We start from the raw sequence: 15,206 nt of genomic DNA on the forward strand, positions 1-15,206 counted from the left end.
GCTGCGCCAGTATGGCCGGGCGCGCTTTCGTCAGGCCAGCGCAGGAAAAGACACGCCGACTCCGCCTCGAGTCGAACCGCCATAGGTGGCCTTCTCGGCTGCCAGGTCCAGAGGCTTGGTGATCGCATCGATCTCAACCGGAAGGCGATCGGCCGGCACGAGCCAGCAGACCTCGAACTCGAGACCGTCGGGGTCCTTGGCGTATAGAGCCTTGGTGGTGCCGTGGTCCGAGGCGCCCACGAGCGCTCCCGCCTGTCGCAGCACTCCCGCGATCCTCTCGAGCTCGTCGAGCGTATCGACCTCCCACGCGAGGTGGTAGAGGCCGACCGTGCGGCGACCGGCTTCGGAAGGCCCGGCATCGGCGCCGATCTGGAAGATCCCGAGATCGTGGTCGTTGTTGCTCGCTGGAGCCTGAAGGAAGGCCGCCTGACCGGGAATCTCGAACTTGACCCTGAAGCCGAGGAGGTTCCTGTAGAACTCGACGGTGCGGGCCACATCACGCACGTACAACACGGCGTGGTTCATTCGGGTCACTGGCATGGCGAACAGGCTAGGGCAGGTTCCTCGGATACGGTTCTGCGAGCATGCTTAAAGAGTTTCGCGCCATTAGCTCAGGCGATTCTGCGAACCTCGTGAAGGCGGTTCTCCTGGCGGTGGCGCTGTTGTGCGCCGGCAGTTGCAGCTCGTCGCACCAGCGCAGCTTCCCGCCCACCACAGCGCGGGCGTCGCGGGCCGACCCCACCTCGACTTCGACTCCGTCCACCACCCCGCCTACGACGGCAGCACCCGGCCCTCCGTACGCCGTCGGATCGGTGACGCTCCCTCTCGTCGACACGAGCCGCCCCACCGTCAGCCACGGCCACCAGATCAGCAGCTCCCGATCGCTGACGACCATCGTGTGGTTCCCCGACGTCGCGGGACGGCACCCGCTCGTCGTGTTCGCCCACGGCTACCAGGTCGGGCCGCCCCCGTATCTGACGCTTCTCCAGGCCTGGGCGGCGCACGGGTACGTCGTGGCGGCGCCGGAGTTCCCCCTCACCGACGCTGCTGTCGCCGGCGGCGAGATCGACGAAAACGACATAAACAACCAGCCGGAGGACCTCCGCTTCGTCACTGACAGCCTCGTCGCCGCGGGGTCGCCGGTCGCCTCACGCATCGATCCGGCGGAGATCGCTCTGGCCGGCCACAGCGACGGAGCGGAGTCGGCGGTCGCCGCGAGCGTCGCTCCGGTACCTCCGGGCGAGCCGGCATTCCACGCACTGATCGCCATGTCGGTCCAGCAGTTGCCGGGTGTCTCTCACACGGACAACCCACCCATGCTGGTCACGCAAGGCGACGAGGACACGATCAACCCTCCCGCCTACGGATACCAGGTATACGCGGAGGGGACCTCGCCGAAATACCTCCTCGTGCTCAAAGGCGGAGGTCACCTCCCGCCGGTCGAAGCGGGGAGCGCGTGGCTGCCCGGTATCGAGGCGGTCACCGAGGCGTTCCTCGACTGCTACGTCGAGCGCGACGCTCCCGCCGGCGCGATCGGAAGCAGCGTGTCGGGGTCGTCTTTGTTCAGTTTCGACGCCGGTTGAAGAGGTTCGCAGAGCCTCTTTAGGCGAACGCCGCGGCGAATTCGGGTTCGTGCTCCGCCCACCAGCGCCGGCGGCGGTCGAACCGCTCCATCCCGCCGATCTCGTCCCACATGCGGATGAAGTTGGCGTCTCCGGCCTCCACGCGCCTACGGAGGAACTCCCCGCCGCGGTCGATCGTCGATGACAGAACGTCAAGCAGTCCGCGCCTGTCGTCGAGTCCGTAGGCATCAGCGACGATGCGGAGCCGAGCGGCGCGGTCAGCGTCCGCCCAACCCAGTCGCGAGGCGCTGAGCGGGTCGTCGACGGGCACGCACATGCGCGCGAACTGCGCGAGGTCGTAGACGGGGCGGCCGGGTGCGGCGAAGTCGAAGTCGAGCAGCGCCATAGCTCGCCCGTCGCGGAAGACAACGTTCTCGAGGCAGACGTCGTTGTGGCAGACGACCACACGACCTGCGCCATGCGGCGCAGGGTCGGCCATCTCGGTGCTCCACTCCCCTCTCGGCACGATCGACGCGGACGCGTCGTGGAACCATCGCATCAATTCGGCCACCGACGCGAGGGCGTCGTCGGTCTGCGTCCACCCTGGATAGGGCGCCAAAGGAACGTCCCCCGGGATGAACTCGATCCTCTCCCTGCCGTCCGGATCGACTCCCACCGGGAGCGGTGCGCCCCGGAAGCCGGCCGCTCGCAAATCGGCCAGGAAGCGATGGATGGAAGACGTGTGCGGATTGGATGGCCGCATGACGTGGTCGCCGGCGCGGGTGACCGCGCCGGCGTTCGCGACGCCGCCCTCGAGAGTCTCCTCGACCATCGCTATTGCTCCGACATAATCGCCTCGAATTCCGCCTCGGGGTCTCGCCGCGCCTCCCCGTCGACGGAGATCTCGACGTGATGCAATTGCCCGGCATAGGGGAAGGGTGCGTCGTAGCCCTCACCGACCGCAGGACCCTGCTCCCAACCGCACGTGAGACCGCCTCCGGTGATGTTGTACCTGGAGAACGCCGTCTTGGCGATCGTGCCCTCCGCCACGACGGATCCGTCGACGACAAGCCGGCACCTCCCCGCCTGATGAAAGCTGCCGGAGCCCGGCTCGCCTGCTTTCAGGGGCTCATACGAAAGGCCGACCTCATGCTCTCCCTCTTGCAGTGCTGCCGTTGCTTCGACCACGTGCCGCTCCGCTCCGAGGAAGTTGTTGACGTATCGCAGGCGTCCGCCCAGCACGTGCAGGCTCCACCCACCCAGAACGGTTCCCATGGCCACGATCACACCGTCAGCGCCACCGGCGGGCACGGCCAATCGTGCCTTGATCGCATGCGACCGGTTCCGGACGCTCACCACTTGCACCTCGGGGACGATCGAGCCGCCCGGCCAGAACACCTGGCGCGAACGTTCGGGGGGCTGGTGGCGCGGGTCCACGAGGGCATCCAGGAGACGGTTGTCGAGCGGCAGGACCTTGTACTTCTCTGCTTCCTCCCACCACAGCTTCACCATCTGTTCGAGCCGCTCGGGTTCCGAATCGGCCAGGTCGGTCACCTCGGCCGGATCCGTCTCGACGTGGTAGAGCTCCCACGTGTCGTCGTCGAAGGACGCGTCGGGATCACGGCCGTCTCCGTAGAGGTCGACGAACGGGTGGAACGTGACGGCCTTCCATCCCTCGTGGTAAATCGCGCGGCTGCCGAGCATCTCGAAGTACTGCGTGGAGTGCACCTCGTCCGCCGCCGGGTCGATCAACGCTGGCACGAGGCTCACGCCTTCGATCGGCGACTGGTCGACACCGCCGATGACACGCGGCCCCTCGAGCCCGATCAGATCGAGCACCGTCGGGACCAAGTCGATGGCGTGTGCGAAATGGCGCCGGACACCTCCCCCGCCGGGTATCCGCCCCGGCCACGAGAACAAGCAGGGGTCGGCGACCCCACCTTGGTGCACCTCCCGCTTCCAGCGGCGAAAGGGGGTGTTGCCGGCCATGGTCCAACCCCAGGGGTAGTTGTTGTGGGCGCTCGGTCCGCCGAGCTCACCGATCCTGTCGCGAAGCTCCTCCGGGCCGGCGGGGGCGGCGTTCCAGGTGCGGACGTCGTTGATCGACCCGAGAACCCCGCCTTCCGCGCTCGCACCGTTGTCGGAGACCAGCACGACGATGGTCCGCTCCCATTCCCCCATCGAGCGGATGAAGTCGAACACGCGCCCTATCTGCGCGTCGGCGTGAGAGAGGAAGCCGGCGAAGCACTCCATGAAGCGCGCGGCGACCCTTCGGTCCTCGGCCGCGAGGGCGTCCCACGCCGGCACCCACGGCGGTCTTTGCGACATGCGCGTGCCAGGAGGAAAAAGCCCGAGCTCGACCTGCCGCTCGAAAGCCTTGGCCCGCCACTCGTCCCAGCCACCGTCGAACCGCCCGGAGTACCGATCGATCCATTCGGGAGGTGCATGGTGGGGCGAGTGGCACGCCCCGGTCGCAAGGTAGAGGAAGAACGGAGAGTCGGGTGCCGCCGAGCGCACCTCGCCGACATAACGGATGGCGCGATCGGCGAGGTCTGTGCTCAGGTGGTAGCCGTCGAGGGGGCTCTGGGGCGGCACGACGGAGTGGTTGTCCTGGAACAGCGCCGGCACGTACTGGTGCGTCTCCCCGCCGTGAAACCCGTACCACCGCTGGAATCCCCGGCCACAGGGCCAGGTGTCGCGGGGGGCGGCCTGATGCGTCTCGCTGTCCGGTGTGAGATGCCATTTCCCGACGGCTACGGGGACGTACCCCGCCGTCGCGAGTATCTCCGAAAGCAGGCCGTTTGACCGCGGGATCCTGCCCCAGTAGCCGGGGAAACCTGTAGCCAGCTCCGCGATCCGGCCCATCCCGCTCGAATGATGGTTGCGTCCTGTGAGCAGGCAGGCGCGCGTCGGCGAGCACAGCGCTGTGGTGTGGAAGTTCGCCAGCTGCACACCCTCTGCTGCCAGCGAGTCGATCACCGGCGTGTCGATGTCGGAGCCGTAACACCCGAGCTGCGCGTAACCAACGTCGTCGAGCACGATCATCACAACGTTCGGCGCGCCCATCGGAGCGACGGACTGCTGCGGCCACCAGGGCGTCGACTCCCGCCACGTCCGGCCGATCACGCCTTCGAATACAGGTTCGCTGGTCATGGCTGCCGGCCGTCAGGACATCGGGCTGGCCGGGGTCTCCGGCACTGCCAGGAGTTCGTAATCGGGGTTGATGATTGCAGGCATCCCCCGGCGTTCGCCGATCGTTCCCTCGACCACCAGCTCGGTGCCGGTCCGGATGCCCGGGACATCGCGTCGGCCGAGAAACACCACGAGCAGCTCTCCACCGCTGCCGTCCGCCAGCGTGCACTCCAGGGTCGGCACCCCGGACCACGGCTGGATCCGCACCGCCTTGACCCGGCCGGCAACCCGTGCGGGCTGGCGGTGACGGACGCTTGTGATCGGCAGGGCGCCGGGCACCTCCAATGCGGGTCGCAGCGTCGTGGCTTCAGTTGCCTGCGACATGCCGGCGTCCAGCCGCAGATCCTTTGAGGTGATCGCCCGCCTGCTCTCCGCCAACTCCGAGACGTTGAACGGGACCAGCGTCGCGTTGACGTGCGGGATCCTGCCCAGGGCCTCTACGAGCCGATCGGCGTTCTTGCCGTGCAGCAGGAACGCCAGGCTGCGGCGGTAGCTGCGCGTCGGTATGAGCACAGTGACCTCAGTCTGGCCGTCTGCCGCCGCCTGCGCCGCGAGCTCGGTCGCGGCCCGGCCGAGCCGCCTGTCGGCCACCTCTACGACGTCCAGCGGGAGGCTCGACAGTCCCAGGTCCCGCCAGCGCCTCATGACCGCTTGCGCCCTGGTGTCGTCGACGTTGAAATGCACGGCGTAGAGCTCGTCCGGCGTGAGGCTTCTCGCGTACTGGATAGCGCGCGCCGTAGCCAGGTCGATCCTGTCGACGAGGACGATGACCTTGTGGCGGCGCAGTACGGGCGCTTCGCACGCCTCGAGCGCCGCGCCCTCGCCTAGGACGGCGTCCTCGACGCGGTACTGCGCGTTGGTCTTCATGAGCCCGTAGATGAGTACCGGCATGACCACCACCACGACCCACGCGCCGCTGGTGAACTCGGTGATGGCGAAGATCAGCACGACTGCGCTGCAAACCACGGCGGCGACGCCGCTGACCGCGACACTGCGCCGCCATCCATCTTCCCTGTGGGTGAAGTGGTGCTTGGTCATGCCTGCCCCAGCCATGGTGAAGCCCGTGAACACGCCGATGGCGTACATCGGGATGAGCGACGCGACGCGGGCGCGTGTGGCGAAGAGCAGGGCGATGGAGGCCACCGCCAAGACAATGATGCCGTTGGAGAACACCAGCCTGTGACCCCTGACCGTCAACGGCCGGGGGAGGAACGAGTCCTCTGCGACGAAGCTGACGAGGAACGGAAAGCCGGTGAAGCTCGTGTTCGCCGCGAGGATGAGGATCAGCGCGGTTGCCGTTTGGAGCGACGCGTACATAACAGATCCGAGCGCGCCGCCGCCGTATACGAGTCGACCGATCTCCGACACGACCGTCGGGGTGCCGGAATCGAACGGCCTGACGTGCGCGAGCGCGGCAAGCGCCGAGACGCCAAGGAACATCGATCCGAGGATCGAGCTCATCACGACCAACGTGGTCCGCGCATTCCTCGGTTGGGGGTCGCGAAAGACGCTCACGCCGTTGGAAATCGCCTCGGTGCCGGTCATGGCCGAGCCGCCGTTCGCGAACGCCTTCGCCGCGTAGAAGAGCGACACCCCGAGGAGTAGGCCGCCACCTTCGTGGCCGAGGGTCATCTGCCCGGCCTTGACGGTTGTGTGGCCGAGGCCTCCGGTGGCTGCCTTGGCCAACCCGGCGAGGATCAGCACTGCCATGTTGGCGACAAAGAAATAGGTCGGTACGGCGAACACCCGGCCCGCCTCGCGTAGCCCTCTCAGGTTGCCGTAGGCGATCAGCACGACGAACGCGACCGACAGCGGAACGGTGACGCTGCCGAGGCTGGGTATCGCGGAGACGATCGCGTCGGTGCCGGCCGCCACCGAGACGGCAACGGTGATGGTGTAGCTGATCAACAGCGCCGCGCCGGCGATCTGCGCGACGTTCGGACCGAAGTTGTCGCGGCTGACTACGTAGGACCCGCCGGCCTTGGGATACGACTTGACAACGTCGCGGTAGCAGATGGTCACCACCGCGAGGACTCCGAGGATGAGGAGCGTGATCGGTGTCACGAGCCCGAACGCGGCCAGCCCTCCGACAGGGATGAGGATGCGGAGGATCTCCTCGGTGGCGTACGCGGAGGAGGACATGACATCCGACGAGAGCACGGCCAGCGCCGTTGGCTTGCCCAGGCGCTGATCCTTCAGCCGGTCGCTGATCAGCGGCGGTCCGAGCAGGAGTCGCTTGAGCCGGTACGCACGCGACTCCTCAGGGATCCGGATGTTGGGGCCCCCGACCCGCCGGCTCCCGTTCGGTAGCGGGCGGCCCTCGATCCCGTCGGATGCTGTCATCTCGCCGCTGCTGCGCACCGTGGTGCCGACCCTCCGTAACAGTCTGGGACGAGGAACCCTACCTAGCTCAGGCGCCTGGGCGCTGCATACCGGATCTGCGTGGCTGCCAGAGCGGCCACACCGGTCAGGACGAAGCCGGCGGTCACCAAGCGAATGTGACCTTCGGCCCTGTCCATCCGGCCTCGTCAGGTGACAAAAAGTGAATCGAGACGCCTAAATCGCGAATCGGCAGCGCTTCACTAGCACGGGGAGGCTGAGGATGACGACAGCTCCAATCACTATCGGTGATGTCCACGGAGGCTGGAGACGACTCTGGCACAGGGAGTTGGAGGCGTATCCCGGCACCTGGCCGAGAATCGGAAACCTGGCCATCGTGGTGGTCACCACCATCGTGCTCTACTACGAGGCATACGCGGGTGCTGGGGTCGGACCGCTGATCATCGGCGGCCTCCACATGTCCTTCACCTTCTACCTGTATATATCCGTCGTCTCCGCTGCGTTCGGCGCCTTCACGTCGCTCATAGGCGGGCTTTCCGACCGGATCGGCCGGGCCAACATCATCGTGGCCGGTTCGGTCGTCGTCGCCCTGATCGTCCTCGTCGGCGTGCCAAACGTGACGACCAAGTGGTCGTACGCAGTGCTCCTCGTGGCGGTCGGATTCGTCGAGGGCATCATCCTCGTCGCCACACCCGCGCTGGTACGAGACTTCAGCCCACAGGTGGGGCGAGCGCAGGCGATGGGATTCTGGACGTTGGGGCCGGTAGCCGGCAGCCTGATCGTCGCCATCGTGGCCACCAACACCCTTCCGCACCTGCACACCTGGCAGAGCCAGTTCAGAATCGCCGGGTGGGTGGGCCTCGGCTTCTCGTTTATCGCCCTGCTGTTCTTGAGGGAGCTCTCCCCCGTGATCCGCGATCAACTCATGGTCACCGCCCGCGACAAGGTACTGGTCGAGGCGCGAGCCCGAGGAATGACCGACGAGGACATAGCGCAGGCTCTGTCCCACCCGTGGCGGCAGATGCTGAAGCCGGACCTCATCGGGTCGGCGTTCGCGGTCAGCACCTTCCTGCTCGTCTACTTCGCCGCCGTCGGCTTCTTCGTCATATATCTCACGACCACGTTCCAGAATTCCGACGGAACGTTCTTGACCACCGCCCAGGCCAACGGGATACAGCAGTGGATGTGGGCGTTCAACTGCGGCGCGCTGGTGGTGGTCGGCTTCGTGTCCGACCGCCTGCGGGTCCGCAAGCCGTTCATGGCTGTCGGGGCGCTCGGGACGATCGCGACCATTGCGGTATGGATCTCGTGGGCCCATGCCCCGCACACCAGCTACTACGAGCTCGTGACCCTCGTCAGCCTCATGGCGGTGTTCCTCGGCATCGCGTACGGCCCGTGGATGGCGTCGTACACGGAGACGGTCGAGGACCACAACCCGGCGCTGCAGGCCACGGGACTGGCGGTGTGGGGCTGGATAATCCGGGCGGTGGTGGCAGTGTCCACCCTGATCGTGCCCATCGTCGTCACCTCCGTGACCACGATCGTGAACAACAGCCCCTACGCGGCGCAGGCACCCAGAGCGCTCGCCATCGAGAAGCAGTACGGGCCCGTCATCGCCGTCGCCCAGAAGAACTCCGCCCTGCTGTCCGAACTCTCCAAGTACCCGTCCAGCGCCATCCCTCCTGCGCTGCTCTCGCAAGCGATCAACCAGATCGGCCTCCAGAACCTACTGACCATCCAGAAGATCGCCCCTGACCTCCAGTTCCTGAGCCAGGTCGGACCCCACCTGCAAGCGTTGCAGTCCTCGGTGGCCAAGTCGCCCAGCCAGTGGCAGCACTGGTGGTGGGTGGACCTCGGTGGCGCCGTCCTGTTCATCCCGTTCATATTCGTGATGCGGGGCCGCTGGAGCCCGAAGAAGGCGAGGCAGGACGAGCAGGAGCATGAGCGCCTGGTGTCGGAGGAGATGGCGAAGATGGGTCTTCTCCCCGGCGCCGGGCCGGCATGAGGTGATGGCGCTACGAACAGCCGCTTGTGGTCCCGCATGACGGGCAGGCGTGGCAGCTGCCCGCCCGCTGCATCTGCACCCCGCACTGGAAGCAGTAAGGGGCGTCGGACTCGGCGACCACGGCCGATGCGGTCGGCGCCTCCGGCTCCTCGATCTGCGGACCGGCATCCAGAGGCGTGTTCTGAGTCACGGTCTCCTCGATGCCGGGGAGCGTCTGCTGGGTGCGTTCGGCAGTCGTCAACACACCCAGCTGTGCCCTCTCCTCGAGAGTCAGATAGTCCACGGCGAGCCGGCGGAAGATGTAGTCCACGAGCGATTGTGCGATCCGCAGGTCCGGGTCGTCGGTCATGCCGGCCGGCTCGAAGCGCATGTTGGTGTACTTGCGGACGAACGTCTCCAAGGGCACCCCGTGCTGGAGGGAGATCGAGATCGCCACCGAGAACGCGTCCATGATGCCGGCGAGCGTCGACCCCTGCTTCGACACCTTGATGAACACCTCGCCCGGGCGCCCGTCGTCGTACTCGCCGACGGTCACGTAACCCTCGCAGTCGGCCACCCGGAACTTGAATGTGCTCGACTTGCGCCTCCGAGGCAGGCGTTCCCGGATCGGCTGCTTGACGACGACGGTCTGTCGAGCAAGCGCCTTCTCCAGTTCGGCTACCTTGAGCGCCAGCTCGGCGTCGTGAACCTCGGCCGACGACGCATCCGGGTCCGTAACCGTCTTCTTGGCCGTCGCCAATGGCTGCGCCACCTTGCAGTTGTCGCGGTATATGGCAACGGCCTTGAGACCTAGCTGCCACGCCTCGATGTGCAGCTGCTCCACGTCCTCGACCGTCGCTTCCTCAGGCATGTTGACGGTCTTCGAGATCGCCCCGGAGATGAACGGCTGGACGGCCCCCATCATCCGGACATGACCGCGGTAGTGGATGGTGTTGTCTCCCATCGAACAGGCGAACACCGGCATGTGCTCCGCGGAGATGTGTGGTGCTCCGAAGATCGACTTGTGCTCGTCGATGTATGCGACGATGTCGCCGATCTGGTCGTCGCTGTAGCCGAGACGGGTCAGCGCCCGGGGGACGGTCTGGTTGACGATCGACATGGTGCCGCCACCAACGAGCTTCTTCATCTTGACGAGCCCGAGGTCGGGTTCAATGCCGGTGGTGTCACAGTCCATGAGCAGGCCGATCGTGTTGTGGCTCACGAACCCGTTGGCGACATAAGTCACGTTCGCCGGAACGGAGATGTCGTAGGTGAACTCCTCGCCGGTCAGTTCGGCTGTCTCGACCCGGTCGTAGAAGAAGCCCAGAAGGTGGACGAGCTCCGGATCCCCGGTCCTCTCGAGCAGCTCTGTCGCCACTGTCCGGCTGACCGTCCCTCGTGCGTGCTCCAGGAGCAGAACCTTCCTCAGGCGGTCGTTGACCGGTGCGAGCCGGTCGATCACCTCACGGCTCAGGGGAATATGGTCACCCCTGCCTGCCTGGGTGCCCGATGAGATGAACACCCCCGCGTTCTTGCGTGCGCCTATGAAACCGATCTCACGGATCCAGCGCTCGTTGTACGAAAGGTTGAGCAGCCGCAGGTGGCCGATCGGGGCCTTGCCCCAGCTGTCGGTCCGCTCCCTGACGGCAAGTGTCGTGGGATAGCCGAGCGCTAGCAGCAGGGTCTGGCAGTCCCTGAGCATCTGCAGGGACGTGTTCTTGAGGTTCGGGGAGCCCGCGCTGTTGTCACCGTCTGCCTCGAACAGTCCACGGAGAAACGCTCTGTAGACAGCGAGGTCGTTGGCGTGTAGGACAGCATTGGGAATATGCGCATGGTGGCCCTTTGCTTGTCCATTGGGGTTCGGGCGCTTGGCAAAGCCGCACGCCTCCCACCACATGGTGACCCTGACGGAGTCAATGCGGACCTCCACGTAGCCCTTTTTGGCTGTCACCTGCGCTTCGAGACCGAAGCATGTCTTGGCCAGCTCACGAAGCCGATCGATGACGTCTTGGTCACCCGCCGTCACACAGAACCGAAGCCCGCGGCTGTGCAGCGACCCGTCGCCCATGAAGTACCCGACCAGCTCGGCCAGGTCGGCGTTCATCTCTCGCGGCGCCCTGGCATGGTGCTCGCCAGTCCAGTAGGCGTCCGATAAGGGAGGAAGTGGCACGTGCTGGGGATCACCGACCAGCTGGTTGAGGGCCAGGGGAACCAGGTCGCCACCCGACAGCTCACCGAACCTCTTCCAGACCCATTCTCCGGACTCGCGGTCGACGACCTTGATCCGGTGCTGCGGGGTTCCCTGGATCCTGAAGCCGCGGCTGGTATCGACTGTTACGACCGAATCGAGGCCGTTGACGTAGAAGCGGGTCGCCTGCTGCGGCCCTTGGTCGGTGGCGACCATGGCGTCGAGGTCCTGCCACTGCGCGCCCTCCGGGTCACCCAGGGAGCCGAGCCGCACCAGACCCCGGTCGGTCGCAACGAGAGTCCCCGGCACCAGGCAACCGGTCGGCGCCAGAACGCTCGCCTGGGAGTTGCGGACCCCGTACTGCTCCGCGATATCGACCGCGGTGTCCCAGGACTCCTGGGCAGCCGACAGAAGCTCCGGCGGGACCAGTTCCTCGTCGATATGGGCTGCCGCGTCTCGGTGCATCTTCAGCACGCCGATCATCGGGTCCCGGTTCTCCTGGTAGCCCGCGAACGGCCCCATCCGGGCAGCGGTGCGGGCTGACGTCGCGTACGAGTGGCCCGTCAAGAGTGCCGTGATCGCCGCAGCCCACGCCCGGCCAGTGTCCGAGTCGTACGGAAGCCCCTGCGCCATCAGCAGGGCGCCGAGGTTGGCGTAGCCGATGCCGAGCTGGCGGAATCGCCTTGAGTTCTCGGCGATCTTCTCGGTCGGGTAGTCGGCGTTGCCGACGATGATCTCCTGAGCCGTGAACACGACCTCCGTAGCGGAGCGAAATCCCTCTACGTCGAAGGTTCCGTCCGCCTCGAGGAAGGTCAGCAGGTTGAGGCTCGCCAGGTTGCAGGCGGAATTATCGATGTGCATGTACTCCGAGCAGGGATTACTTGCGTTGATCCGTGCCGTGTTGGGGGCGGTGTGCCACCGGTTGATGGTGGTGTCGAACTGCATCCCCGGGTCGGCGCACTCCCACGCAGCCTTCGCGATCTGGCGGAAGAGATCCCGAGCGCGGACCGTTTCGAGGACCTCGCCTGTGGCGATGGCCCGCAGCTGCCAGTCCTCGTCGTCGAGAACCGCTTGCATGAATTCGTCAGTCACCCGGACCGAGTTGTTGGCGTTCTGGTACTGGATCGAGTGGCTGTCCTTGCCGTCGAGGTCCATGTCGAAGCCCGCGTCACGCAGAGCTCTCGCCTTGCGCTCCTCGATGGCCTTGCACCAGATGAAGTCCTGGATGTCGGGGTGGGCGACATCGAGAATGACCATCTTCGCCGCACGGCGGGTCTTGCCACCCGACTTGATGGTGCCGGCAGAGGCATCAGCACCGCGCATGAAGCTGACCGGGCCCGAGGCCGTGCCGCCTCCCCTCAGGCCTTCCTTGGAGGAACGGATCTTGGACAGGTTGACGCCGGCACCGGATCCCCCCTTGAAGATGATCCCCTCCTCGGTGTACCAGTTGAGGATCGAGTCCATCGAGTCCTCGACGGCCAGGATGAAACACGCGGAGCCTTGTTGCGGCACGCCCTTGACGCCGATGTTGAACCACACCGGCGAGTTGAATGCCGCCTTCTGGTGGATGATCAGGTATTTGAGCTCGTCGGAGAACGTGTCCACCTCCGAGTCGTCGACGAAGTAGCCGTCCTTGCGGCCCCACGCGGTGATCGTGTCGACGACACGGTCCACGACCTGCTTCAGCGACCACTCGCGATCGGGCTCCCCGAGCGTGCCCCGGAAGTACTTCTGGGCGAGGATGTTGGTCGCGTTGAAGCTCCAGGTGGACGGGACCTCCACACCCAACTGCTCGAATGCGACAGCTCCCGTCGCAAAATTCGCGATGCGGGCGTCGCGCCGCTCCCAGACGACGGTGTCGTAGGGATCCTGACCGGCAGCGGTGAAGCTGCGGTGGATTCCGATGCCCATGCGCTCGGGGGCGATAGCCATGCCCGCTTACCTCCTGAAGAAGAACATTGACCACAAGTTGTAGTGGTTGGACCCCCTCCCAGCGGTCCTCCCCCACAACATGAGGAATGAATTACATCACCGTAGTTCCATCGATGTCAATCGTCTGAGGCCCGCGAAAGTGCAGGTCAGAGGGCGCTCGCGAAGGTTTGCATTTCGGTTGCTCAACCCAGCGGTGCGCTCCACAGCCGACCCTAAGGCGGGCCCCCTGTGGAGCGGTAGAGGAACAAGCCTGTGGAACACTGGTGGATTGTCGAGTACTTATCCACAAGCCCTGTTGGTGCTGGTCGCGCTGGAAATCGTTGCTTGCGGAAACCCCCGAAAAAAATGGCCCGAAACCGTGTTAGATCTCCGTGCAGGGGGTAAGGTTTTCGGAGCGCCGCCGAAGCTGCCCCCTCGGCGGTCTACAACCCTGGCGCCGGCCCCCTCGTCCCCGCCCCTTCGACAGGGGGCCGCGCCGGGGAACTACTAGGTTCTCCCCTCCGTGGCAGTGGTCGTAGCGCTCGATGCAGGGACCACCGGTGTTCGGGCCATTGCCGTCGATGAACACGGCGTCTCGGTCGCGTCGGCTTACCGAGAGTTCCCCCAGTACTTCCCTCGGCCGGGATGGGTGGAGCACGACGCCGCGGAGATCTGGGCGGCGCAGGCGGCGACCATCGCCGAGCTGCTCGGGCAGATCAGCGAACCGGTCGCCGCGATCGGCATAACCAACCAGCGCGAGACCGTCGTCGTCTGGGACCGCCGCACCGGCAGGCCGCTCGCGCCCGCGGTCGTGTGGCAGGACCGGCGTACCGCTCGAGAATGCGAGCGGCTGCAGGAATCGGGTCACCTCCCCGCGGTGAGAGCGAAGACCGGGCTGGTGCTCGACCCCTACTTCTCGGCCACGAAGCTCGCCTGGTTGCTCCGCGAGACCGGCCTGGTGGGATCCCCAGACGTGGCGTTCGGAACCGTGGACAGCTGGCTGATCTGGTGCCTGACCGGAGGCCGGGTTCATGTCACCGACCACACCAACGCCTCGCGCACCTTGCTGTTCAACATCGACGAGCTCTGCTGGGACGAGGAGCTCTGCGAGCTCTTCGGCGTACCTCCCGCGGTGCTTCCCAGCCTGGCCCCGTCGAGCGCGCGCCTAGGCGTCACCTCCGCCGATGCGGTTCCCGGGCTGCCCGCCGGCATCCCGATCAGCGGTTGCGCCGGCGACCAGCAGGCCGCCCTCTTCGGACAGGCGTGCTTCGAGACCGGCATGACGAAGAACACCTACGGGACCGGCAGCTTCGTGCTCATGAACGTCGGAGCCCACCGGCCACCCCCTGTCGAAGGTCTGCTCACGACGGTTGCCTGGACGCTGGGGGACCAAGCGGCCGTCACCTACGCGCTCGAAGGTGCGATCTTCGTTACCGGCGCCGCGGTGCAGTGGTTGCGGGATCAGCTCGGCCTCATCCGCGAATCGGCCGAAGTCGGTCAGCTCGCCGGGTCGGTCGACGACTCCGGCGGCGCCTACCTCGTCCCCGCCTTCACTGGTCTCGGTAGTCCCTGGTGGGACCCCAAGGCCCGCGGGACGGTTGTCGGGATCACCCGCGGCGTGGGGCGCGCCCACCTCGCCCGGGCAGCTGTCGAGGCGATGGCGTACCAGACACGTGACGTGGTCGACTCGATGATCGCGGCCTCTTCGACCCCGCTCGCGGTGCTGCGGGCGGATGGAGGAGCGTCCGTCATGGACCTCCTGCTTCAACTGCAGGCTGACCTCACGGGCGTCCCGGTCGTCCGCGCGGCGGTAAACGAGACCACCGCCCTCGGCGCGGCTCTTCTCGCCGGCCTCGCCGAAGGGGTCTGGTCCTCCATCGAGGAGATCGCGCGTGTGTGGCGTTCCGACAAGACGTTCGTGCCGGCGGACAGCCAAACCGCAGAGCAGGCATACCAGGGGTGGCTGCGCGCCGTCGAGCGATCCAGGAGCTGGGCAACACTGGGTTAGACACGCAAGTCGCCGCACCTA

At 66.3% G+C, this 15,206-nt stretch carries 8 protein-coding genes; 3 read left to right on the top strand and 5 right to left on the bottom strand.

The features are described 5' to 3' along the window. Positions 1-30: 30 nt before the first annotated feature. The gene (locus tag VNF71_07645) at positions 31-540 is read right to left on the bottom strand and encodes a VOC family protein (protein HVA74424.1); all 510 of its coding nucleotides are present in this window, start codon (positions 538-540) and stop codon (positions 31-33) included. 44 nt (positions 541-584) lie between these two features. Between VNF71_07645 and VNF71_07650 the strand changes: the two genes are divergently transcribed. Next, the gene (locus VNF71_07650) at positions 585-1,583 is read left to right on the top strand and encodes a hypothetical protein (protein HVA74425.1); all 999 of its coding nucleotides are present in this window, start codon (positions 585-587) and stop codon (positions 1,581-1,583) included. Between the two features lie 19 nt (positions 1,584-1,602). On the opposite strand, the gene VNF71_07655 is transcribed toward VNF71_07650, so the two are convergent. Genes VNF71_07655 through VNF71_07665 form a run of 3 tightly spaced genes read right to left on the bottom strand, consistent with a single transcriptional unit; the run spans position 1,603 to position 7,097 of the window. After that, entirely contained in the window at positions 1,603-2,394 is a 792-nt protein-coding gene (locus VNF71_07655; protein HVA74426.1) for a phosphotransferase, read from the bottom strand. Positions 2,395-2,396: 2 nt separating this feature from the next. Beyond that, positions 2,397-4,715 (bottom strand): arylsulfatase, encoded by a 2,319-nt coding sequence (locus VNF71_07660; GenBank protein HVA74427.1) that lies wholly within the window; start codon positions 4,713-4,715, stop codon positions 2,397-2,399. Positions 4,716-4,727: 12 nt separating this feature from the next. Further along, positions 4,728-7,097: an amino acid permease gene (locus tag VNF71_07665; GenBank protein HVA74428.1), complete on the bottom strand. Its 2,370-nt coding sequence runs from the start codon at positions 7,095-7,097 to the stop codon at positions 4,728-4,730. Between the two features lie 259 nt (positions 7,098-7,356). Here VNF71_07665 and VNF71_07670 point away from each other — a divergent pair, with 259 nt between their 5' ends. Beyond that, positions 7,357-9,099 (top strand): MFS transporter, encoded by a 1,743-nt coding sequence (locus VNF71_07670; protein ID HVA74429.1) that lies wholly within the window; start codon positions 7,357-7,359, stop codon positions 9,097-9,099. 10 nt (positions 9,100-9,109) lie between these two features. On the opposite strand, the gene VNF71_07675 is transcribed toward VNF71_07670, so the two are convergent. After that, on the bottom strand, positions 9,110-13,198 hold the full coding sequence (locus VNF71_07675; protein ID HVA74430.1) for a vitamin B12-dependent ribonucleotide reductase: 4,089 nt from the start codon (positions 13,196-13,198) through the stop codon (positions 9,110-9,112). Positions 13,199-13,700: 502 nt separating this feature from the next. Between VNF71_07675 and glpK the strand changes: the two genes are divergently transcribed. Beyond that, positions 13,701-15,185, top strand: a complete 1,485-nt coding sequence (glpK, locus tag VNF71_07680) for a glycerol kinase GlpK (protein HVA74431.1) — start codon at positions 13,701-13,703, stop codon at positions 15,183-15,185. Positions 15,186-15,206: the final 21 nt, after the last annotated feature.

The organism is Acidimicrobiales bacterium, assembly GCA_035533095.1.
Taxonomy (GTDB): Bacteria; Actinomycetota; Acidimicrobiia; order Acidimicrobiales; family Palsa-688; genus DATLUM01.